The 20,356-nt window shown below is 71.4% G+C and carries 19 protein-coding genes; 6 read left to right on the forward strand and 13 right to left on the reverse strand.

The annotated features are described in order from the left end of the window. Positions 1-56 precede the first annotated feature (56 nt). Complete coding sequence (locus ACZ6QQ_RS20300) at positions 57-1,256, reverse strand: glycosyltransferase (RefSeq protein WP_465878030.1); 1,200 nt, start codon at positions 1,254-1,256, stop codon at positions 57-59. A gap of 542 nt (positions 1,257-1,798) precedes the next feature. On the opposite strand from ACZ6QQ_RS20300, the gene ACZ6QQ_RS20305 reads away from it, so the two are divergent. Further along, entirely contained in the window at positions 1,799-2,395 is a 597-nt protein-coding gene (locus ACZ6QQ_RS20305) for a DUF5709 domain-containing protein (RefSeq protein WP_465878031.1), read from the forward strand. A 25-nt stretch (positions 2,396-2,420) separates the two neighbouring features. On the opposite strand, the gene ACZ6QQ_RS20310 is transcribed toward ACZ6QQ_RS20305, so the two are convergent. Together ACZ6QQ_RS20310 and macS are read right to left on the reverse strand one after the other, a co-directional pair. Beyond that, a complete protein-coding gene (locus ACZ6QQ_RS20310; protein WP_465878032.1) occupies positions 2,421-3,083 on the reverse strand; it encodes a response regulator in 663 nt (220 codons plus the stop codon). 48 nt (positions 3,084-3,131) lie between these two features. Beyond that, positions 3,132-4,274, reverse strand: a complete 1,143-nt coding sequence (macS, locus tag ACZ6QQ_RS20315) for a MacS family sensor histidine kinase (RefSeq protein ID WP_465878033.1) — start codon at positions 4,272-4,274, stop codon at positions 3,132-3,134. Positions 4,275-4,426: 152 nt separating this feature from the next. On the opposite strand from macS, the gene ACZ6QQ_RS20320 reads away from it, so the two are divergent. Then, positions 4,427-4,882 (forward strand): ATP-binding protein, encoded by a 456-nt coding sequence (locus ACZ6QQ_RS20320; RefSeq protein WP_465878034.1) that lies wholly within the window; start codon positions 4,427-4,429, stop codon positions 4,880-4,882. A 30-nt stretch (positions 4,883-4,912) separates the two neighbouring features. Here ACZ6QQ_RS20320 and ACZ6QQ_RS20325 read toward each other — a convergent pair whose 3' ends face one another. Further along, complete coding sequence (locus ACZ6QQ_RS20325; protein ID WP_465878036.1) at positions 4,913-5,851, reverse strand: ribose-phosphate diphosphokinase; 939 nt, start codon at positions 5,849-5,851, stop codon at positions 4,913-4,915. Positions 5,852-5,935: 84 nt separating this feature from the next. On the opposite strand from ACZ6QQ_RS20325, the gene glpK reads away from it, so the two are divergent. Further along, on the forward strand, positions 5,936-7,423 hold the full coding sequence (glpK, locus tag ACZ6QQ_RS20330) for a glycerol kinase GlpK (protein WP_465878038.1): 1,488 nt from the start codon (positions 5,936-5,938) through the stop codon (positions 7,421-7,423). A gap of 149 nt (positions 7,424-7,572) precedes the next feature. Here the strand turns inward: glpK and ACZ6QQ_RS20335 are convergent, their stop codons facing one another. Then, positions 7,573-8,403: a phosphoribosylaminoimidazolesuccinocarboxamide synthase gene (locus tag ACZ6QQ_RS20335; protein ID WP_465878040.1), complete on the reverse strand. Its 831-nt coding sequence runs from the start codon at positions 8,401-8,403 to the stop codon at positions 7,573-7,575. Positions 8,404-8,737: 334 nt separating this feature from the next. On the opposite strand from ACZ6QQ_RS20335, the gene ACZ6QQ_RS20340 reads away from it, so the two are divergent. Further along, on the forward strand, positions 8,738-10,129 hold the full coding sequence (locus ACZ6QQ_RS20340) for an ABC transporter substrate-binding protein (protein ID WP_465878041.1): 1,392 nt from the start codon (positions 8,738-8,740) through the stop codon (positions 10,127-10,129). A gap of 125 nt (positions 10,130-10,254) precedes the next feature. Here the strand turns inward: ACZ6QQ_RS20340 and ACZ6QQ_RS20345 are convergent, their stop codons facing one another. The 4 genes from ACZ6QQ_RS20345 to ACZ6QQ_RS20360 all read right to left on the reverse strand — a co-directional run bounded on the left by ACZ6QQ_RS20345 (position 10,255) and on the right by ACZ6QQ_RS20360 (position 14,190). Further along, on the reverse strand, positions 10,255-10,503 hold the full coding sequence (locus tag ACZ6QQ_RS20345) for a hypothetical protein (protein WP_465878043.1): 249 nt from the start codon (positions 10,501-10,503) through the stop codon (positions 10,255-10,257). Positions 10,504-10,602: 99 nt separating this feature from the next. Further along, entirely contained in the window at positions 10,603-11,628 is a 1,026-nt protein-coding gene (locus ACZ6QQ_RS20350) for a DUF695 domain-containing protein (protein WP_465878044.1), read from the reverse strand. 144 nt (positions 11,629-11,772) lie between these two features. Beyond that, positions 11,773-12,945 carry an ice-binding family protein gene (locus ACZ6QQ_RS20355; RefSeq protein WP_465878045.1) on the reverse strand — a complete coding sequence of 391 codons (1,173 nt, stop codon included), beginning with the start codon at positions 12,943-12,945 and terminating at the stop codon, positions 11,773-11,775. A gap of 339 nt (positions 12,946-13,284) precedes the next feature. Next, on the reverse strand, positions 13,285-14,190 hold the full coding sequence (locus ACZ6QQ_RS20360; protein ID WP_465878046.1) for a helix-turn-helix transcriptional regulator: 906 nt from the start codon (positions 14,188-14,190) through the stop codon (positions 13,285-13,287). A gap of 258 nt (positions 14,191-14,448) precedes the next feature. On the opposite strand from ACZ6QQ_RS20360, the gene ACZ6QQ_RS20365 reads away from it, so the two are divergent. After that, on the forward strand, positions 14,449-15,831 hold the full coding sequence (locus tag ACZ6QQ_RS20365; RefSeq protein ID WP_465878047.1) for an FAD-binding oxidoreductase: 1,383 nt from the start codon (positions 14,449-14,451) through the stop codon (positions 15,829-15,831). Between the two features lie 30 nt (positions 15,832-15,861). Next, complete coding sequence (locus tag ACZ6QQ_RS20370; protein ID WP_465878048.1) at positions 15,862-16,311, forward strand: alpha/beta fold hydrolase; 450 nt, start codon at positions 15,862-15,864, stop codon at positions 16,309-16,311. A gap of 660 nt (positions 16,312-16,971) precedes the next feature. Here the strand turns inward: ACZ6QQ_RS20370 and ACZ6QQ_RS20375 are convergent. From ACZ6QQ_RS20375 to pcaH, 4 genes are all read right to left on the reverse strand, one after another. Further along, complete coding sequence (locus tag ACZ6QQ_RS20375; protein WP_465878049.1) at positions 16,972-18,066, reverse strand: maleylpyruvate isomerase family mycothiol-dependent enzyme; 1,095 nt, start codon at positions 18,064-18,066, stop codon at positions 16,972-16,974. A 33-nt stretch (positions 18,067-18,099) separates the two neighbouring features. Then, the gene (locus tag ACZ6QQ_RS20380; RefSeq protein ID WP_465878050.1) at positions 18,100-18,249 is read right to left on the reverse strand and encodes a hypothetical protein; all 150 of its coding nucleotides are present in this window, start codon (positions 18,247-18,249) and stop codon (positions 18,100-18,102) included. A 360-nt stretch (positions 18,250-18,609) separates the two neighbouring features. Beyond that, a complete protein-coding gene (gene pcaG, locus ACZ6QQ_RS20385) occupies positions 18,610-19,188 on the reverse strand; it encodes a protocatechuate 3,4-dioxygenase subunit alpha (RefSeq protein WP_465878051.1) in 579 nt (192 codons plus the stop codon). Beyond that, entirely contained in the window at positions 19,188-19,943 is a 756-nt protein-coding gene (pcaH, locus tag ACZ6QQ_RS20390) for a protocatechuate 3,4-dioxygenase subunit beta (RefSeq protein ID WP_465878052.1), read from the reverse strand. The genes pcaG and pcaH overlap by 1 nt, the downstream gene beginning before the upstream one ends. Positions 19,944-20,356 lie beyond the last annotated feature (413 nt).

Raw genomic sequence — 20,356 nt, forward strand, 5'->3', positions numbered from 1 at the left:
CCGCTCCGAACGTGGTTGCGTCGGCGGTCGGCCGGGCGTGGCGGGCGGCGCGGCGTTCAGCTGACGGCGTCGGGGTTGCGCAGGCGAACCACCTTCTCGTAGACCCGCTCCAGCGCCCCGGCGGTCCGTTCCCAGGTGTAGCTGCACCGCACCCGGTCCACGGCGGCGTGCCCGTACGCGAACCGCCGGGCGTCGTCGGTGAGCAGCCGGCGCAGGGTCACGCCGAGCCCGCGTACGTCACCGGGCGGGACCAGTCGGCCGGTGACCTCGTCCACCACCGTGTCGGCGATGCCACCGAGCCCGTAGCCGACCACCGGCACCCCGCACGCCATCGCCTCCAGCGGCACCCGCCCGGCGGCGGCGTACCGCTGGGTGCAGGCGACCACGTCGGCGGAGCGGTACCAGGCCGGCATCCGGTCGTGCGGCACGTCGCCGACCAGGCGTACCTGCTCGCCGACGCCGTTCTGCGCCGCCAGCTCGCGAATCCGGGCAGCCTCCGGGTGCCGGTCGAGCTCCTCGGCGGGCGGTCCGCCCAGAATGATCAGCTCGGCGTCACCGACCAGACGCAGTGCCCGGATCAGGTCCTCCTGTCCGTGTCCGGGCGACAGGCCGCCGACGGAGAGGATCCGGGACCGGCGCTCGCGGGGAGCCGCCTCGCCGTCCGGGGTGAACCGGTCGACGTCGACGCCGGCCGGAACCACCGTCACCGCCGCCCGGTCCAGCCCCATCCGGGTCAGCTCGTCCACCTCGTCGGTCGACTGGGCCACCGCGAGGTCGACGGCCCGGGTCAGGGCGCGCTCCAGCGGGATCCGCTCCCCCGGCCCGGCGTACGCGCGACCGAGGTGGCGCAACTGCTCGACACCGAGCGAATGGAAGGTCTGTACGACCGGAATGCTGGTCTCCCGTACGGCGCTCGCCGCCGCCAGGCCGCCGATCCAGAAGTGGCCGTGCACCACGTCCGGAGCCCAGTCGCCGGACCAGTGTTCGATCAGCCAGCGCCCGAACTCGGGCACGTGCGGCACCAGGCTGGCCGTCGGGGCGCGGGTCGACGGGCCGACCGGGACCCGTTCCACCCGGTAGCCGTCGGTGTCGGTGGTGTCCGGTAGTTCCGGGTCGTCCCGCCGCTCGTAGACCCGTACGTCGTGGCCCCTGCCGCTGAGTTCGGCAGCCACCCGCGCCACGTGTTGCCGGGTGCCGGTCACCGTGGCGGACGGGCCGGGTGGGCCGGCGTGTGCGCGGACGAGGCCGACACGCATCGGGGGTCACCTCCATCGAGGGCTGGCCGGGCCAGCGGCAGACTGGCCGGAGCGGGGTTTCCCGTTGACGGACGCGCCGTACGGGTGACCGGGCCAACGGGCTTTCGATCAGAGTCTCCCGTTAACCGGGCTCGGCGGAGCCGAAACCTGCAACTCGGGCCGCCGGCCCCTGCGGCCGGGGCGGGTCCGTTGGCCGGCCGGGCCGGTTTTTCCGCCTGCTGCCGGCGTCGGTGCGACCGGCGTACCCGGACGAGTCAGACCGGCGTACCCGGACGAACGGCGGACGCGTACCCGAAACCGGTCGGTGGGAACGCCCCACCGCGAGCCGCGCGTCCCGCCCCCGACCGGCACGAACGTCGCGTCCGGTGGCAGCGGGCCACGATCGGGCGAGCCGACGCGGAACCCGCCTGGTCCACTGTGGATTGGGACGGCGGTCCGGCCGGGCGGGTGCGGGGGATGAACCGGTCAGACCGATCCGGGGCCGGGACACCCGGACAGCGGCCACCGGTTATGCCCGTGGGGCAACGGGTAGTTCCCTCGGTATGCGCGATGACGACTACCCCGTACCCCTGTCCGACCCGGAGGCCGAGGGCCTGCCCGGCACCGCCGACGACGACTCGACCGCGGGGGACGACGTCGCCACGGGTCGGGAGGCGGACGGCCGCCAGCCGGCCGCCCTGCCGGCCGACGTGCCACAGGCGGTCGACCGGTTCGGGAACACCGCCCAGGAACAGCTCGACGGCGAGTCGGTGGACTACAAGATCGCGCGCGAACAGCCCGAACCCGCGATCGACGACCCGCTCGCCGGTCCGGTCGACCCGGCGATCTCGGCCGAGGCGGACAGCGACGAGGCCGCCGCCCAGGCGCAGCTCGACGCGGACGTGATCGATCCGGGTCCCACCTCGGATCCCCGCTCCCCGGTGTCGATCTACGACCACGGCAATCTGGGCGGGCCGACCACACCGACGGTGGGCCGGCTGGTGGAGCCGGACGAGGGCAGCCGCGACGACACCGAGACCAACGCGATCGCCGCCGACGCGGGCTCGGCCGGCGGCGGACCGACCGCCGAGGAACTCGCCATCCACGAGACCGAACCACCCGGTGACCGCTCCCCCGGCCTGACCCAGCCACCGCCCTGACCGCTCGGCCCGACCGGGACCGCCGTCAGTCGTCGAGGCCCTGCTCGATGGCGTAGCGGGTCAGCTCGACCCGGTTGTGCAACTGCAACTTGCCGAGCGTGTTCTGGACGTGGTTCTGCACCGTACGGTGCGACAGGCCGAGCCGCTCGGCGATCTGCTTGTACGACAGCCCCTTGGCGACCAGCCGGAGCACCTCGGTCTCCCGCTCGGTGAGCCGGGGTGTGCCGTCGTCCGGGACCGGATCGGGGACGGCGGCGAGCCGGCGGTACTCGCCGAGCACGAGTCCGGCCAGCCCCGGCGTGAACACGGTGTCCCCGGCGGCGGTGCGCCGTACGGCCTCCAGGAACTCCTCCGGTGCGGCCGACTTGATCAGGTAACCGGTGGCACCGGCCTTGACCGCGTCGAGCACGCTCTGCTGCTCGCCGCTGGCGGACAGCATCAGCACCCGTACCCCCGGCACCCGGCTGACCAGCCCGTCGATCACCTCGACCCCGGAGATGTCCGGCAACTGGAGGTCGAGCACCACCACGTCGGGGCGGGCGGCGGCGGCGATCCGGACCGCCTGGCGGCCCTCACCGGTGGTGGCCACCACGGCGTAACCGGCCTCGGTCAGGTCGCGGGCCACCCCCTCCCGCCACATCGGATGGTCGTCGACCACCATCACCCGGATCGGCGTACCCGTACCCATGTTCCCCACCCTCGGTGTCGTCCGTTTCGTGCGCGCCACCCCGACCGGTCAGCCGGTCGGGATCCGCAGTTCGATCTCGGTGCCCTGGCCGGGGGCGGTGGTGATCCGGACGGTGCCGCCGAGGGCGACGATCCGGCCCCGGATCGACTGCGCCACCCCGAGCCGGCCCTGCTCCGCCGCTTCGGCCAACCGCTGGGCGGGGATGCCGGGGCCGTCGTCCCGGATCGAGACGGTCACCACGCCGGCTTCCTCCTCGACCAGCACCCAGGCCCGGCCACCGCCGTGCCGGGCGGCGTTGTCCAGGGCGGCCGCCGTCGCCGCGCCGACCTCGCGGGCGGTGCCGCCGGGCAACCGTACGGGGGTGGCCGGCATGGCGACCGAGACCGTCGCCGAGGCGTAGCCACCGAGGACCGTACGCAGGTCCGCCTCCGGGCTCTCGGCGGCGGCCTCGGCCGGGGTCGGCGACGGGGTGGCGATCAGTGCCCGCAGCGCGGCCTCCTGTTCACCGGCGAGCCGGGCCAGTTCACCTGCTTCGCCGTCGAGCCGGGCTCCCCGCCGCTGAACCAGGGCGAGAACCTGGAGAACCGAGTCGTGGATCCCCCGGGCCAGCCGTTCCCGCTCCCGGGTCGCGGCCTCCAACTCGGTGGCGCGTTGCAGTCGCTGCTCGGCGATGGTGGCGAGCCGGGCCACGTGCCCGACCGCGATCCCGGCCAGCAACATGAGGATCACGCCGTTCACCGTGGCCTGGATGAGCTGGTCGCGCATCAGCAGGTCGGTGCCGCCCAGGATCAGGGCCGCGACCGCGCCCCGCCGCCGGCCGCCGGTGACCGCCCAGGCCAGCACCGGGCCGCCCTGCCAGGCGACGGCCAGGGTGGGTACGCCCGAGGCGAGCGCGGACTGGCCGACCACCCGGACACTGGTCAGCAGGATGACGATCACCACGAGCAGGTCGACGACGAGCAGCGGCCAGTGCCGCCGAGCGGGTTGGGCGTACGCGTAGCTGGCGAACACCGTCCAGGCGGTCATCGTCACCAGCGCCGGTACGGCGTCGACCGGGTGGGCGTACTCGCCCAGGTTGATCACAGCCAGGACGCAGACGTAGCCGAGGGAGGCGAACCGGAAGACCGCGATCGCCCGCCAGAGCGGTATCTGGAAGCCGCCGGCCGGCTGCTCGATCGACCTCTGCGGCACGGGTCCGACGATGTCACATCGTCGCGGTCGGCACGAGCCCACGGCGACCGATCCGACACCGCGACGCGGGCCGGCCGAGCGATGGTTGCGGCATAACCTGACGTAGGGTGGAAATGCCATAAAGCACCCTCTCGATCGATGGCGAGTCGACCATGACCAGCACCGCACCCCGCATTCCGCGTACGGTGGTGCCCATCGACGCACCCCCGCCGCTCACCGAGACCTTCGACCGGGCTCGGGTGACCGAGCTCCGGCACTCCGTAGCCGCCTTCGCCGAGGCATCGGGGCTCACCGGTGACCGCCTCGACGACTTCGTACTCGTGGTCAACGAGCTGATGACCAACGCCGTACGGCACGGCGGAGGCCGGGGGTGGCTCCGGCTCTGGTCCGCGACCGGGGCACTGAACTGCGAGATCTCCGATTACGGCAGCGGCATCGACGCCGATCGGCTGGAGGACCGGCGCCGCCCCGAGCCGGACACCACCGGCGGCTGGGGGCTCTGGCTGGCCCGCCGGCTCAGCGACGAACTCGTGGTGCGGAGCGGACCGGCCGGCACCACCGTACGGATCACCACCAGCCTCGCCCCCGGCAACCCGGCGGTGGGCTGACCGGACCCGCGCCCGGCGCGACGGCGACCGTCAGGCGAACAGGGCGCTGACCGACTCCCCGTTGTGGATCCGCCGCATCGCCTCGGCCAGTGCCGGCGCCACCGAGAGCACCTGCAACTTGGGCACCCGCTTCGCCACCGGAATCGGCACCGTGTTGGTGCAGACGATCTCCAGTACGCCGTCCTGCCGGCTCAGCCGCTCCAGTGCGTCGCTGGAGAACAGCCCGTGGGTGCAGGCGAGCCGGATCGAGCGCACCTTCAGGTCCCGCAGGTGATCCATCAGCTCGATCATGGTGCTGCCCTTGGCGATCTCGTCGTCCAGCACGATCACGTCCCGGTCGACCACGTCACCGATCACCGCGCTGATCTGCACCCGGTCGTCGCTGAACCGCTGCTTCGCCCCGGCCGCGACCGGGGTGCCGAGCATCCGGGCGAAGGCCGCCGCCTCCTTGGCGTTGCCCAGGTCCGGCGAGACGACCACGGTCTCGGACAGGTCGTAGCGCTTGAAGTGGTCGGCCAACTCGCGCAGCGCGTGCAGGTGGTCGACCGGAACACTGAAGAATCCGTGCACCTGCGGTGAGTGCAGGGTCAGCGCCAGCACCCGGTCGGCACCGGCCGACACCAGCAGATCGGCCACCAGCCGGGCACCGATGCTGATCCGAGGGGCGTCCTTCTTGTCCGACCGGGCGTACGCGTAGTGCGGCAGCACCACCGTGATCCGACCGGCCGAGGCACCCCGCGCCGCGTCGAGCATGAGCAACAGCTCGACCAGGTTCTCCTGCACCGGCGGGACCAACGGCTGGATCAGGAACACGTCCCGCTCCCGGCAGTTGGCCTGTAGCTGCACCTCCAGGCAGTCGTTGGCGAACCGGGAGACCCGGACCGGGTGCAGGGGGACGCCGAGGTGGGCACAGATCTCGGCGGCCAGCTCGGGATGGGCACTTCCGCTGAAGACGGCGATGTCGCGCACGGTCGCATCCTAGGTTTCCGGACCGGCGCCCGACGCGTGACCGGGCCGGTGCGCGGGTCGGCCGATTACGGGTACGGTGCGGCGGTGACCGAGCAGTATGTCGCCGCCATCGACCAGGGCACCACCTCCTCCCGGTGCATGGTCTTCGACGCCACCGGCACCCCGATCTCCGTGGCCCAGCGCGAACACCGGCAGTATTTCCCGCAGCCCGGCTGGGTCGAGCACGACGCCGAGGAGATCTGGGACAACGTCGAGTGGACGATCCGGGAGGCGCTGGCCGGGGCCTCGATCGGCCCCGACCGGCTGGCCGCGATCGGCATCACCAACCAGCGCGAGACCACCCTGGTCTGGGACCGGGCCACCGGACGACCGGTGGCCAACGCCATCGTCTGGCAGGACACCCGTACGGTGCCGCTGCTGCGCCGGCTCGACGAGACGTACGGCGAGCACCGGTTCCGGGCCCGTACCGGGCTGCCGCTGGCGACGTACTTCGCCGGGCCCAAGCTGATGTGGCTGCTCGCCGAGGTCGACGGGCTGCGTGAGCGGGCGGAACGCGGCGAGGTGCTCTTCGGCACCATGGAGAGCTGGCTGATCTGGAAACTCACCGGCGAGCACGTCACCGACGTGACGAACGCCAGCCGTACGCTGCTGATGGACCTGCGCACACTGGACTGGGACCCGCAGATCCTCGACCTGATGGGGATCCCCCCGGCGATGCTGCCGCAGATCCGCTCCAGCGCCGAGATCTACGGTACGGCCACCGGCGTGCTCGCCGGGGTGCCGGTGGCGAGTGCCCTCGGTGACCAGCAGGCGGCCCTGTTCGGCCAGACCTGCTTCGAGCCCGGCGAGGCGAAGTGCACCTACGGCACCGGCAGTTTCCTGCTGCTCAACACCGGCACCGAGCCGGTTGTCTCCGGCCACGGACTGCTCACCACGGTCGGCTACCGGATCGGCGACCAACCGGCGACGTACGCGCTGGAGGGGGCGATCGCGGTCACCGGCTCACTGGTCCAGTGGCTGCGGGACAACCTGGGACTGATCTCGGCCGCGTCGGAGGTGGAGGACCTGGCCCGCAGCGTCGAGGACAACGGCGGCTGTTACGTCGTACCGGCGTTCTCCGGCCTGTTCGCGCCGCACTGGCGCAGCGACGCGCGCGGGGTGATCGCCGGCCTGACCGGTTACATCACCAAGGGGCACCTGGCCCGAGCGGTGCTGGAGGCGTCCGCCTGGCAGACCCGTGAGGTGGTCGACGCGATGAACGCCGACTCCGCGGTGCCGCTGCACCAGCTGCGGGTGGACGGCGGGATGACCGGCAACGAGTTGCTCATGCAGTTCCTCGCCGACGTGTTGGACGTACCCGTGGTCCGGCCGGCGGTGACCGAGACGACCTCCCTTGGCGCGGCGTACGCGGCCGGCCTGGCGGTCGGGTTCTGGCCCGACCTGGAGACGTTACGGGCCCAGTGGCGGCAGGACGCGCAGTGGGAGCCGGCGATGGACCCGGATCACCGCAACCGCGAACTACGCAACTGGCGCAAGGCGGTCGAGCGCACCCTCAACTGGACCGACGACTGACCCGGATCCACTCACTCGGCACCGCCCGCCCGCTCGCCAGCTAGATCCACGCGCGCCTAGCTGTCGGCGAGGGCGCCCCACGAACAGATTGAGTGCGCGTGGATCATGGAGCGCCCCGGCCGCGCCAGACCCGTATCGCTCGGAGCGGTCTACCACTGGCGGCCGGTGAGCCGTTCGTAGACGTCGACGTAGCGGGCGCGGGTGGCCGCGACGATCTCCTCCGGCAGCTCCGGCGCGGGCGGCTTCTTGTCCCAGCCGGTACTGACCGCCCAGTCCCGGACGAACTGCTTGCCGAGGGAGAACTGCTCCCGTCCCGGCTGGTACGACTCCGCCGGCCAGAACCGCGACGAGTCGGAGGTGAGCACCTCGTCGGCGAGGACCAGGGTGCCGTCCGGTGCCCAGCCGAACTCCAGCTTGGTGTCGGCCACCAGGATGCCCCGCTCGGCGGCCAGCTCGGCGCCCCGGCAGTAGACGTCCACGGTGATCTGCCGCAGCCGCTCGGCGGTTTCCGCGCCGACCTTGTCGACCACGTCGGCGAAGGTCATGAACTCGTCGTGCTCACCGAGCGGCGCCTTGGTCGTCGGCGTGAAGATCGGCTCGGGCAGGATCGACGCCTCGCCCAGACCACGCGGCAGCTCGACCCCGGAGACCGAGCCGTCGCGCTCGTACTCCTTGAGTCCCAGGCCGGTCAGGTAGCCCCGGGCGATGCACTCGACCTGCACCATCTCCAGCCGCTGGACCCGGATCGCCCGGCCCGCCCACTCCTGCGGCACGTCGGTGGCGGAGATGACGTGGTTCGGCACGATGTCGGCGAGTTGCTCGAACCACCACAGCGAGAGCGCGGTGAGCAGCTTGCCCTTGTCCGGAATCGGCGTCGGCAGGACCGCGTCGTAGACCGATACCCGGTCGGAGGCGACCAGGATCAGGTCATCGCCGTCCGCGTAGACGTCCCGTACCTTGCCCGAGTGCAGCAGTTCCACGCCGGCAAGTACATCACGTCCCGGCGCGGCACCTCGCTTGCCGTCGCCCCGGTGTGACGCGACTCCGTCGTCGGCCCGGCGCACCATGCCCGAGCTGGGCAGGAACGGCGCGGCTCGACGCGGATCCGGGCACCGGGCTCGATTCGGGACACCCGACGCAGGAATGGCCGGGCGCGGGCGCTCGTTACGACCGTGCGTCATACGTGTCAATACGTCGTTACCCCACCGCTGCACCGGACTGTGGATCTCGACCGGACGGCCGTTGACACCCGATGGGCGTACGGGTGTAAATGTTCCCGATCCAGCCCCGTGACCGGCGCCGTCAGGAGATAACGTGCCCTCTGCCTCCCGCCCCTCCCGGCGCCGGGCGACCGTGAGTTGGGGACGTCGGCACCGAGTCACCGCCACCGGGTCGACGGCCGGCACCGGAGGTCGGGTCGGCGCGCGGGCGCTGGCCGCCGCCACCCTGACCCTCGGCCTGCTGCTGAGCAGCGCCCTGACCGCCTGCGGCGGCTCCGAGGACACGCCGTCCGAGGGCCCTATCCGACTCTCGATCTTCTGGTGGGGCGGCGAGAAGCGCGCCGAGCTGACCGAGCGGGCGCTCCAGCTCTACTCGTCCCGGCACCCCGAGGTGACCTTCCAGGTCACCTGGCAGGGCAACACCGGCTACTACGACCGCCTCTCCAGCCAGGCGGCCGGCGGTAACGCCCCCGATCTGTTCCAGATCGACGACAACTACCTGACCGAGTACGCCGAACGCGACATCGTCCTCGACCTGACCGACCACGTACGCAGCGGCCGGCTCGACGTCACCGGCCTGCCCCCCAGCCTGGCCCAGTACGGTCAGGTCGCCGGCCGGACGATGGCGGTCGCCGCCGCCGAGAACACCCCCGGCCTGATCTACAACAAGAGCCTGCTGACCCGTCTCGGGCTGCCCGAACCCCGGATCGGCATGCCCTACGACGAGTTCGTCGAATGGGCGACCTCGGTCACCGAGAGCACCGACGGGAAGGTCGCCGGGACGATGGACCCCTCGGCCGACTACAGGGCCCTCTGGCTGTGGCTGCGGGACCAGGGCAAGGAGTTGTACCGGGGACGGCAGCTCGGCTTCACCGAGGCGGACCTGACCCGCTGGTTCGATCTGTGGCGCCAGGCGCGGACCAACCGGGCCACCCCGTCGGCGGCGGTCGTCGCGGAGGCGAACAGCGGCGACGTCACCCGCCAACTGGTCGCCACCGGCAAGGCCGCGACCAGTTTCATGTGGTCGAACCAGTTGCCCGAGTTGCAGAAGCTGACCCAGGACGAACTCGGCCTGGTCACCTATCCCGGCGCTCCGAAGGCCCAGTGGGCGCGGGCCTCGATGTACTGGGCGGGCTTCCGTGGCACCCGCCACCCGGAAACCGTGGCGGACGTGATCAACTTTTTGGTGAACGACGTGGAGGCCGGACAGATCCTCGGCACCGAGCGCGGGCTGAGCGCCAACCTCAGCGTCCGCTCGTACGTCGAGGACACGCTGACCGACCGGAGCATGAAACTCACCGCGTCCTTCGAGACCGCGATGACCGAGCGGTTCGGGCCCGCCCCGATGCCGCCACCACGAGGACACGCGAAGGTCCGGGACCTTCTGATCACCATCGGCGAGAGCGCCCAGGCCGGCCGGGCCACCTCCAGGGAGGCGGCGCGGGACTTCGTCAGCCAGGCCAACGCCGCGCTCGCCGCAGGCTGACCACCCGCACCCGCACCGCACCCGACGCCGCGATCCGGGGAGGTGATCCCACGGACCCGGCAGGCGGCGGGACCGGAGAGCGGCCGGACCGGCACCGGATCAGGCGCCGGCCGGCCGAGAACGGATCACCGGCGGCCGGACCGGCGGCGGATCAGCAGCAGTACGACCACCACGATCCCCACCACGACCACGCCGCAGCACACCAGCCCGAACAGGCCCGCGCCGATACCGGAACGGCGCGGCCGACGGGCCGCCTCCAACACCAGTTCACCGGGGCCGGACGACGCCCAGGCCGCCACCGGCACGAATACGGCCAGGCTCGCCGTGAGAACGACGGCGCTGAGCCTTGCCCACCACTTTCCAAGAGAAGCCATGGCTACATCCTCCGTGTTGGGCGCAACCCGCACGCCGTGCTCGGTCGGATCGGACGTTACCCACACCGGGGCGGAAAGTACCCTCGGACGGCGAAAGGGTCACGGGCGCAGCGGGCGGACCGCCTGCCAGTCCGGGTCGTAGCGGGAACGCAGCCTCACCCGCCCCTGGTCCCAGCCCTGGACGGCCTCCCGTACCGGCCCGAGCGGGTTCGCGTCCGCCTCGGCGTACAGGTGGAAGGTCCGGCGGCCGGCGCAGCTCTCGTGGGCGACCAGCACCGCGCCCCCGGCGGCGGCCGTGATCTGCTCCTCCAGCCGCTCCAACGCGGCGAGCGCCGCCCCGGTCGGCAGCCCCGTCTCCGGTGCCGCCCGGTACGGCACCACCACGCCCAGGTGGGTGTCGAGGTGCGGCCAGCGGATCGGCTTGAGCGGGTGCCGCACCGCGGCGACCTGTGGACTGCCGCCGACCGGAGCGCGTTCGAGCAGCAGCCAGCTCGTCTCCCGCAGCCGCCGGGCCAGCTGGGCCACCACCGCGGTGAGCGCCTCACCCGACTCGGTTCGGGGCGGCTGCGTCGCGCTCACCTCGACCACGCCCACCCACAGCTCGACCGCGACCTCGCCGAGCAGCCAGTCCAGGGCCATGAACGCCAACCGCATCCGGTCCGCCTCACCGAGGCGGGCGAACTCCGGATGATGGACGAGTACGTCCACCTCGTACCGGTCGGGGTCGATCCGGCAGGCGAACCGCAGCTCGGGCAGCTTGATCTCGTGACCGGAGACGGTCAGCGCGGCCGACAGGGAGTTCGGATCGGGCTGCCGGGTCGAGTGGTACTCCCAGCGTTCGTCGGCTGGCGGCGCCGCCCGGCGCCAGCGTTCGGCGACCGCCCGCAGGCGGGACGCGCCGGCCGCCGAGACGACAAGGGCATGGCCGGCGCGGGAGCCCTCGGCGAACTCCCATTCCAGCTCCCGGTCGATCGCCCGCACCCGCCCGCTGACCTCGGCGATGAGCTCGTCGGACCAGGTGCCGTCGGCGATGGCCGCCTCCACCCGGGACCGTGCCCCGGGCCACCACCGCCAGAATTCCGCGATCGCCGGACCGACATTCCTGTGCTGGCGTGAGAACAGCATGGCAACGGAGCGTACGACCGATCTACCCGGCTGTTGATCGGCCGATCAGCCGGACTCGCTGATCTTCACCGATATCTGCCCGCGCCTGTGTGGGTTCAGGTACATCTCCCCGCGACGGCCGATCAGGCGTCAGTGGGAGGCGTGTCAGGCGACGGAGAAGGTCACCGTGCCGGTGTACGCACCGGTGACGGCCGCGAGCGGCAACTGGACGGAGAGGACCGGATCCCAGGTGGCGGAGTTGGTGCCGCGACCGCCAGTGAGGGTGTACGCCATGCGTTCCACGTCGAGGGTCTCAGCGTCCTCGGAGGTGGGTTGGCCCGAGGTGAAGCTGCCGGTCCCGGTGGTCGAGGTGGCCAGCCCCGACCAGTACGTCACGTTGACGCTGTCGACGGTCTGGACCGGGCTGCCGGTGGTGACGAAGTCCGTCGCGAGCACCGTCGCGATCCAGGCCGCGTCCTCAAGTCCGCGCAGGTCGCGCACCGTCACCGGCCCCAGGTTGGCGGAGACGGTGCCGCCGGGAGGGGCGCTGCCGAGGTCCGCCGCCTCCGGTGCGCTGATCGACAACTCCCTTGGTTCGGCGCAGGTCGACCGTGTGATCGTGTCGGTGTCCAGGGTGACCACGCCATTGAGCGCCATCGTCCGACCGTCGAGCACCAGTCCCGTTTCGGAGGTGATCGAGGTGAAGGCGAGGACGTCACCCCGCAGGACGGAGTTGGCCCCGAACGTGGCCGAGCTGCCGACCTGCCAGAAGACATTGCACGACTGGGCACCGTTGATCAGGTTCACGGTGCTGTTGTCGGCGGTGACGAACGTGGATTCGGTTTGGAAGATGAAGACCGCGCTCGGGTCGCCCTCGGCGTCGAGGGTCAGCGTGCCGGAGATCCCGAAGGTGCCGCTGGCGGAGTCGTATACGCCGGTGGTCCTGGTGGTTCCGCCAAGGTTGTCCGGGATGGTGTCCGTGGTCGTCCGCGCGGCGGCATCGTCGTACGCGATGGCCAGGTCAGCCTGTCCCTGCACCGCAGGGTCGTCATCCAGGTGGATCGAACCGTTGACCTGGCCGGGCGGGAACCCGGTCACGGCGTCGCCCGGGCTCACTCCGATGTCGCCGGTAATCACCGAGAGGCCGGTGTTCGTGACCGTCGTACCGGCGAGGATCGCGAAGTCGGCGGCGGAGCCCAGCGGCACCGGCACGGTTTCCGCCCTCGCGCTCCTGGGTGCGACCACGTCGACCAGCAGGGTGGTCGCGCAGACCAGGACCAGCGCCCCGACCATCACGGTGAGCCTGCGGCGAGTGATCGCCGGGCCGAGACTCGCCATGGGTCCTCCTTCGGAGTCGACACCCTGATTAATCGGAGAATACTGCCCTTATCACCCATAGGCTCTCTAACCACGGCTCTGGCATCCATGCGTGCTCGCCAGACAGGCGCTCTCCGACAATCGACCACTCGGCGACCCGGGATCGGCAGAGTTTCGGGGGTCGGTCAGCCGAGCGCCTCGCCGGCGAAGTCGAGCATGACCGCGCGTTCGGTGCAGCCGGGCAACGGTACGCAGCTTGGCCACCAGCATGGCGCAGTCGCCGCTGTCGGCGTACTGGTTGGTCCGTGGCTTGACCTCTGCAAGATTCGGCCGTATCCGGCGAGGCCGAGGCGCGGGCCGTCAGCCCGAGGCGCGGGCCGTCAGGCGAGTGCGGGGGTACGACCTGCCCGATGCGACAGGGCGCCGGGGCCGCCCGACCACCGGTGCGAGGCGGACGGCCGAGATCCGGCGCAGCTGTTCGGCGGCGCGGCTGCCGGTGGCGGCGGTGAACACAACGAGCAGTTGCTCGGGGCCCTCGGCCCGCAGGATCTGACACTCCAGGTCGATCATGCCGATTTCGGGATGCACCAGGGTCTTGGTGCCGGACCGGCAGATTGCCACCCGCTCTTCCTGCCACATCCGCTCGAACTCGGCGCTGCGGGCGCGCAGCGTACCGATGAGCCGGTCGGCCGCCGGGTCGCCGAAGCGGGCCGACCTCGCCCGGAGTTCCGCGACCCGGGCGCGGCTTTCCTCCTCGTGCTCCTCGGCGGGGTGGACCGACCGCGAGGTCGGGTCGGTGAACCAGCGGTAGGTGCTGTTGCGGGCATCGCCGGTGTAGATCGAGTGGTCACCGAGCAGCGCCACGGCCATCGGGTTCTGCGCGATCGTCTCGCCGAGCAACGTCATGACCTGGGCCGGTGAATCGGTGAGCCCGTTGACGACCTGCTGGAGGGCGGGTGCGATCTGCCGGCTGGTCGTGCGCACCGGCGGCGGCTCCTGGTCGGCGACCCGGTACAGGTAGTCACGTTCGTCGGCGGTCAGGCGCAGTGCCCGCGCGATCGCGTCGAGGATCTGCGGCGACGGCGGCCCGGTACGGGCCTGTTCGAGTCGCCGGTAGTAGTCGGTGGACATGGCGGCGACCCCGGCCACATCCTCGCGCCGGAGCCCCTGCGTACGCCGACGCGACCGGGCGTCCAGACCGATGTCCTCGGGTTGGATCGCCGCGCGCCGGGAACGGAGGAATCGGGCCAGTTCGTCGGAGCTCACACCACCATTGTTACCGCCGCTTTCCCTGGTCAACCGACCGGCCGCGTACGGGGCCGGGGGGGGTGGTGTGAACGGGACTCACAACCTGGCGACGGCCGGTCGGTGCGCCGCCGTCCGGAGACGTCAACCGGGGAAAGCTTCTCCCCTGTTAACCCCGGACACGGTCGGTAACAGTTGACGCGCGACAACCGAATGCGGCATTAGTCCAAGTATTCGGCTGATTGATGATTATTGATGCAATTTCAGGGGGAACAGCACGTGACAACCGAGAACACCGGACGTGCCCTGTCGTCGCTGCGGGGGCTGGCGAGTGGAGGCGTCCACCTGCCGGGCGACGAGGACTACGACCGGGCCAGAACCACCTGGGCACTCGCCGTCGACCTGCGACCAGCCGCGGTGGCCTTCCCCAGCAACACGGACGAGGTGGCGACGGTGGTCCGCGCCGCTGCGGCGGCCGGGCTGCGGGTCGCACCGCTGGGCAGCGGGCACAACGCGCACCCGCTCGGCGACCTGCGCGACAGCGTACTGATGCGCCTGTCCGGGATGACCGGGGTCACGATCGACCCCGACGCTCGGCGGGCCCGGGCCGAGGCGGGCGTCCTCTGGGCCACCGTGGTGGAGGCGGCCGCCGCGCACGGCCTCGCCGCGCTGCACGGATCGTCGCCGGACACCGGCGTGGTCGGCTACTCCCTCGGCGGAGGCATCGGCTGGTACGGCCGGTCGCTGGGCCTGGCGACCAATAGCGTGACCGCCGTGGAACTGGTCACCGCCGACGGCTCGCTCGTCCGGGTCGACGCCGAGCACGATCCGGACCTGTTCTGGGCCGTACGCGGCGGCGGGGGCGCAAACTTCGGTGTGGTGACGGCGATCGAGTTCACCCTCTACCCGATCGAGACCGCGTACGCCGGCATGCTGGTCTGGGACCTGCGCGACGCGCACCGGGTGCTCAGCCGCTGGGCACAGTGGGCCGCCGACGCGCCCGACGCGGTCACCACGTCGTACCGGCACATGCACTTCCCGCCGATCCCCGAGATCCCGGAGCCGTTCCGGGGCCGCCAACTGGTCATCATCGACGGTGCCGTACTGGGCGACGACGCCGAGGCCGAACGGATCCTGGCGCCGCTGCGGGAACTCGGACCCGAGCTGGACACCTTCGCCCGGGTGCCCGCCGCGACACTGGTACGGCTGCACCTGGACCCGGAACAGCCAACCCCGGGCGGCGGACGGTCCGCCCTGCTCGACGAGCTGCCGCCGGCCGCGGTGGACCGTCTGGTCGAGGTCGCCGGCGCCGACTCCGGCAGTTCGCTATTTCTGATGGCGGAGCTGCGGCAGCTCGGTGGGGCGATGGGACGCCCGCAGACCGGGGCGGGCGTGACCGCCAAGATCGACGGCCGATTCCAGTTGATCTGCGGCGGCATGTTCGTGGGCGAGATGGCCAAGCAGACCATCGCCGACTGCGAACGGGTGGTCGACGCGATGGCCCCCTACTCGCGCGGGCGGCAGTACCTCAACTTCCAGGAGGAGCCCGTGGACCCGTCGACCGGCTTTGCCCCCTCGGTCTGGGAGGCGCTGGTCAGGATCCGCAGGGCCGTCGACCCCGGTGGCCTCTTCCAGGCCAACCACGAGATTCCGATCCGCTGAGCGCGGCGCGGCGTACGTCGCCCTGACTGCGTGACGTGCGGGGGCACGGTCGGTCAGACCGCGCCCCCGCATGGGGGCACATCGGTTGCGTCGACACCGGGCGGCGACAACACGACCCCCGGCAGCGGGCGGAACCGGGGCCTGATCGAAAGCGAGGGAGCCTTCACCCCGGAGGACATCCTCGCCTGGGTCACCGCCTACTGGGCCACTGGCGCGATCGCCACCTCGTTCGCCACCTACGTCGAACCGCCGACCCTCGCCCCCTACATCGGCACGCCGACCGTGCTGTCCGTGTTCGCCGACGACTTCCTCCCGGCACCGCGTAGTTACGCCGAGACATTCCTCAACATCCGCGAATACGTGGAGCACCCCGTCGGCGGACACTTCGCGGCCTGGGAACAGCCCGAGCAGTATGCCGCCGATGTCCGCCGCGCGATCGCGCTGGGCGGCGACAACGTGGTCGGCGGCGTCAACTCGTAACCGTTCACCCGGAGGGCGAACGGCAAGACCGACCTCGGCGTACGCGGCGCGTCACGACCCCCGGGAGTGCAGACCCGACACGCGGCGTGAGTGGTGCCCTCCTCGACGGCCGGCTCGAACGCCGGGCCAACCGGCACGACCGGGAGGCACACAAGCACCACATCGACGAACTTCCCTGGATGACCGTCGAAAGTCGACACATGCACCGCGCATCGACAGCAGATGACTGCGGGCGTTCGTCCCCCACGGCCGTTCGCTCGGCCGGCGGGTGATCAGCGAGTGGCGGCAGAGTTGATCCGCTCGCGGGCCCCCGTGGCCAGGAGCTTGTCGGCGACCCAGTGGCCGAGCTCCGTAGCTTCTGTGGCTGGCCCCTGCTCGGTGGCGGTCACCTGCTTGGAGCCGTCGGGCACTGTGGACGGCGCCGCATAGCCGTACGGTGTGGTCCGGCCCGACGTGGGCGAGCCCGCCGATCGGGCCGTGGCACGGCGGTTCCTCCTCGGAGTCGTACTCGATCGCGGCCATGCGGCCGGTGCGTCCGGGGGACGGAGCAGACGCTAAGTTCTCGACACACCCGGCGCCGTCCAGCCCATCCGGCCAAGAAGCGGAGCAGCTGTTGCGATGCTCCCCACCATCGGCACCGCCCGGAAGCGATCGCCCGCCCTACTCGTCCGGCTCCCAGGCGATCAGCTGGTCGAAGATGCCCCGGTCGCCATCGAGCTGCAGCGAATCCATCGGAATGCGGCCGTAGAGGAACATGACCAGTTCATTGGCCGTGCCCCGGGCGGAGACGTCGGCCGCCTCCGACCCCTCGCCGCCGGACTCGGGCAGGCAGGCGGTCCGGGCGCCGTCGGCGGACAGCCAGAGCCTCCAGGAACGGCCCTCGGTGGCGTGGTAATCGACGACGGCGGGCTTGTGCGGCCACGCGGCCGTCGTCGCACAGCAGGTGGTCAGGAACTCGTCCACACCGTCGAGCGCTACCTCGTCCGGCAGCGGCTGCGGGGCGCCCACGGCGACCTGGGCGTCATAGGTGTGCACAGCGACCTGCTGGAGCTGATGTCGGGCGACGGCACCGCTGGTCTGCGGCGACTGCGACGAACCCCACCACGTCCAGCAACCACGGTCGGGCCCCGCCTCCCGCAGAGCGTCCAGCAGCTCCGCCGTCGACGCGGTGAACCAGTCCAGCAGGACCGCACGCTCCCGGGGCACCACCGGCGCGGGCACGGCCGCAGGAGCGTCGGCGGGCCCCGCCGCCACGATGGCGGCCCACTTGCGCCGCCCCTCGCCCAGGTGCTGCACCAGATCAAACAACGTCCACTCGGGGCAGGTCGGCACCCGCACGTCGAGGCTGGGCGCGGAGGCCACAGCCGCCCGGAACGCAGTCGATCGTTCGTCCATCAGCCGCAACAGGTCGGCGAACTCCAGAGTCTCTTCCACCGCGGCTTTGTACCACCCCCTCCGACAACCGACAGCGGATTTCACCGGCGGCGGTCTCCGAGAAACCCGTTGCCCGGTGCCCGCCGGTTGACCATGATCATGCCAATGGATCAGTGACCAGTGGCGCACGTGCGCGACAGCCGCCTCGATCTTCTTGCCTGCGACGGCTTCGCCTTCCCCGTAACCCCGCACCAGCACCCGGCCACCGTCGGCTCGGTAGTGGTATTCGGTGCCCAGGATCGGCAGCTCTTTCAGCGCGTCCTGGATGAATCTTGACCTGCGATCGGCATCACCGACCGTCGGGAACACCTCAATGGCCAAGCCCGGTCGATGCCATGCTCGTCCGACTCCTTGTCACCCCCAGGGGCGTCCGCCGAAACGCGGAAAGGTAACCGCCGGGCGGCCCAGCAGGTTGTTGGGATCGGTGTTCTCGTCCTGGACTACCCCGTTGGTGAGGCCCACCTTCGCGGCGGCAAGCCGGTCGAGGACGGCCTTTGCGTCCATCGGCGGGGCAGGAGCCGGCGACGGGGCGGCGGTCGGGCTGCTGCCGGACGGCGCGACCGGGTGCACCGAACCCGGATTGCTGGTGTCGTTGGAGCAGCCGCGCCCACGGTAAGGGCCGCAGCGGCGGCGAGAGCCGTGATGGCGAGTCGGTTACGCATCCGACCGATAGTGCCGCTCGGACGACCGCCAGCACCGATTGGCGACTGCCGAGTCCCCGACAGATTACCCCTCCCAGGCTGGACACCACGACAGAGCTTCGCTCGACCAGGAACCTGTGCTCGTGCGGCCGCCGGGCGGAGAAACCGTCAGATAGCAGCGAACGAGTGCACACGTTTGCCCATCAGGCTCGCCTGGCTCCAGTCAGGTGAGGTCAAGGAAGACCGTCTCCTCGGCCACGCCGCCCTGCAGTCGGATGTCGAAGCGGTAGACCCCGGGCCGCTCCGGGCGGGCGACGAGAGTTGATCGGCGGGACTCGGGCAACTCGCCGAGGACGGGGTGCGCGGCCAGTGCGGACCCGTGCTCCGGCAGGTAGATCCGGGTGTAGAGGTGGTGCAGGAGGCCGCGGGCGAACACGCAGACGGAGAGGTAGGGCGTGGCGCCGTCACGGTGCGGTCCGGGCGCGTGGGTGCGGATCGACCACTGCCCGTCGGCGTCGGTGGCGACCCGGGCGAAACCGGTGAAGTCGAGCCCGGTGCGGCCCTGGAGCGCGCCGGTGACCTGGTCGCGCCGCAATGTGCCGGGGGCGCCGTCGAGGCTGCCGTCGGCCGCGGCCTGCCAGACCTCGAGCAGCGCGTCGGGCACCGGGACACCCTCGCCGTCGAGGACGACGCCGCGGACGACGATCGCGTCGGGATCACCGGGCGCGACGACGTCGCCGCCGCCGGGGAACGGCAGCGCGTAGCCGTAGAACGGGCCGACGGTCTGTGACGGTGTGGTCATCAGCGTCCCTCCTCCATCCAGGTCGCGGCCGGCCCGTCGAGCACGATGTCCCAGCGGTAGCCGAGCGACCACTCCGGCCGGGACAGGTCGTGGGCGTAGGCGGCGACGAGCCGTTGGCGGGCCCGCTCGTCAGTGACCGACTGCAGGATCGGGTCGTAGGCGAAAAGGGGGTCGCCGGGAAAGTACATCTGGGTGACAAGGCGTTGGGTGAACGCGGTGCCGAAGACCGAGAAGTGGATGTGCGCGGGACGCCACGCGTTGGTGTGGTTACGCCACGGGTAGGCGCCGGGCTTGAGGGTAGTGAAGTGGTAGCGGCCGTCGTCGTCCGTGAGGCAGCGACCGAAGCCGGTGAAGTTGGGATCCAGCGGCGCGGCATGGTCGTCGCGCAGGTGGGCGTAGCGCCCGGAGGCGTTGGCCTGCCATACCTCGACGAGTTGCTGGCGCACCGGACGCCCGGACCGGTCGACGACACGCCCGGAGACGGTGATCCGCTCGCCGAGCGGCTCACCGCCGTGGCGGCGGGTCAGGTCGGCGTCCGCGGGGCCGACGTCGGTGACGCCGAAGACCGGGCCGGTGAGTTCGACGGCCTCCGGGTCCTTCAGCGTGACCAGCGGGTGGGTGGGATGCCGGAGGGCGGTGCTGCGGTAGGGGCCGTAGTCGCGCGGGGGCTGCCGGAGATCGGGAGCCGCGGTGTGGACAGCCCGAATCTCCTCGTCGATTGCTGCCTGGCTCGGCAGCCGGGCTTCGGCGGTCATTCCTCGTTCTCCTTCACCTTGTGGGCGGCGGGTATGGTCGACGTTCTCGTGACGGCGGCGGCAACCATGATGGCGGTGGTCCTCGGGGGATGGCTGACCGTCCTGGCACAGGACCGGCTCTGGCGGCGCGACCACGATCGGCAGTGGCGCGACATCCGGTTGACCACATACACCGACTTTGTGACGCGGTCGCGAATACGTGACGTTCGTGACGAGTCCGGCGGCCCGGATCGTCGCGGTGCCGCGGTCGCGATCACCGGGCGACCTGATGCCGTTTCTTCGACGAGGGCGGCGCCCGGTTCAAGCAGCGGCTGGAGACCACGAAGACGTGTTGCGACTCGTCACGGCCCGATCCGAGGTCGTCACCTCGTCGTCGGACCTGTGCGCCGCGCGCGAGCGCTGGGCGCGAGCAG

Source organism: Micromonospora sp. NPDC049529, from assembly GCF_055586685.1.

Excerpts from the sequence above, each read along its gene's own strand:
- ACZ6QQ_RS20300 (WP_465878030.1), bottom strand. The coding sequence starts at position 1,256 with ATGCGTGTCGGCCTCGTCCGCGCACACGCCGGCCCACCCGGCCCGTCC.
- ACZ6QQ_RS20305 (WP_465878031.1), top strand. The coding sequence starts at position 1,799 with ATGCGCGATGACGACTACCCCGTACCCCTGTCCGACCCGGAGGCCGAG.
- ACZ6QQ_RS20310 (WP_465878032.1), bottom strand. The coding sequence starts at position 3,083 with ATGGGTACGGGTACGCCGATCCGGGTGATGGTGGTCGACGACCATCCG.
- ACZ6QQ_RS20320 (WP_465878034.1), top strand. The coding sequence starts at position 4,427 with ATGACCAGCACCGCACCCCGCATTCCGCGTACGGTGGTGCCCATCGAC.
- ACZ6QQ_RS20345 (WP_465878043.1), bottom strand. The coding sequence starts at position 10,503 with ATGGCTTCTCTTGGAAAGTGGTGGGCAAGGCTCAGCGCCGTCGTTCTC.
- ACZ6QQ_RS20350 (WP_465878044.1), bottom strand. The coding sequence starts at position 11,628 with ATGCTGTTCTCACGCCAGCACAGGAATGTCGGTCCGGCGATCGCGGAA.
- ACZ6QQ_RS20355 (WP_465878045.1), bottom strand. The coding sequence starts at position 12,945 with ATGGCGAGTCTCGGCCCGGCGATCACTCGCCGCAGGCTCACCGTGATG.
- ACZ6QQ_RS20380 (WP_465878050.1), bottom strand. The coding sequence starts at position 18,249 with ATGGACGCAAAGGCCGTCCTCGACCGGCTTGCCGCCGCGAAGGTGGGC.
- pcaG (WP_465878051.1), bottom strand. The coding sequence starts at position 19,188 with ATGACCACACCGTCACAGACCGTCGGCCCGTTCTACGGCTACGCGCTG.
- pcaH (WP_465878052.1), bottom strand. The coding sequence starts at position 19,943 with ATGACCGCCGAAGCCCGGCTGCCGAGCCAGGCAGCAATCGACGAGGAG.